The organism is Ruegeria sp. AH12 (assembly GCF_056541465.1).
Genome location: NZ_JBQFYL010000175.1, coordinates 1 through 654, shown reverse-complemented (window position 1 = coordinate 654; position 654 = coordinate 1). Strand labels below are relative to the sequence as shown.

The following is a 654-nucleotide window of genomic DNA, read 5'->3' as shown; positions in this document are numbered from 1 at the left end:
AGCGCCACCAGATGGATCACCGCTTCATGACGTTCGTAGTCTGAAACGCGCAGGTAGACACCGATTGCGATCATTCCTGTGGTTAAGGGCAAGGCCAGCACCATCAGTAGAATACGCACCGGAGACAGAGCCTGCCTGCGCAACGCGTCTGCCCGCCGTTGCCGCCGTGTAAGACGAGGGTTCGGATCGGTGTCTTTCGTTTGTTTCCCGGTTGTCATGCCATAGGTCTTACACGCGGTATGTGGCAAAGCCATGGCCGCAATCGGGGTCGGCTTGGAAAAAGCTCGACCTTATCGCACCACATGCACGGCACATTTGGCGTGGCGCACCACATGGGTCGCTGTTGAACCCAACAACAGGTCCTGCATCCCCGGGCGGTGCGAAGCCAGGATGATCAGGTCAGGCTTATTAACTTCGGCCCAGTCCAGAATCGTTCGCCCGGAATGGCCTTCAACCACCAGCCCCTTCGCATTCGGGACGCGCGCCGCCAGAGCATCAAGCTCGGTCTGAATGGCCTTGCGGGCTTCGGACAGATACTCGGCAGGCATGTACGAGATCGCATAATCCGGAATGTGCTCTACCACATGCAGCAGCGTAACCGCAGCCTCGGGCGTCGACAGTAGTTCTGCCAGCTTCAACGCTGCCGAGCTGTCC

Annotated in this window: 1 protein-coding gene and 1 pseudogene; both read right to left on the bottom strand. The window is 58.9% G+C overall.

Translation table 11 applies throughout. The annotated features are described in order from the left end of the window. Positions 1–218: pseudogene (locus ACR0EL_RS22425) on the bottom strand (excalibur calcium-binding domain-containing protein); the annotation flags it as partial. Between the two features lie 72 nt (positions 219–290). Then, positions 291–654 (bottom strand): universal stress protein (locus ACR0EL_RS22420; RefSeq protein WP_480502348.1); only part of this gene is annotated, 364 nt, incomplete at its 5' end.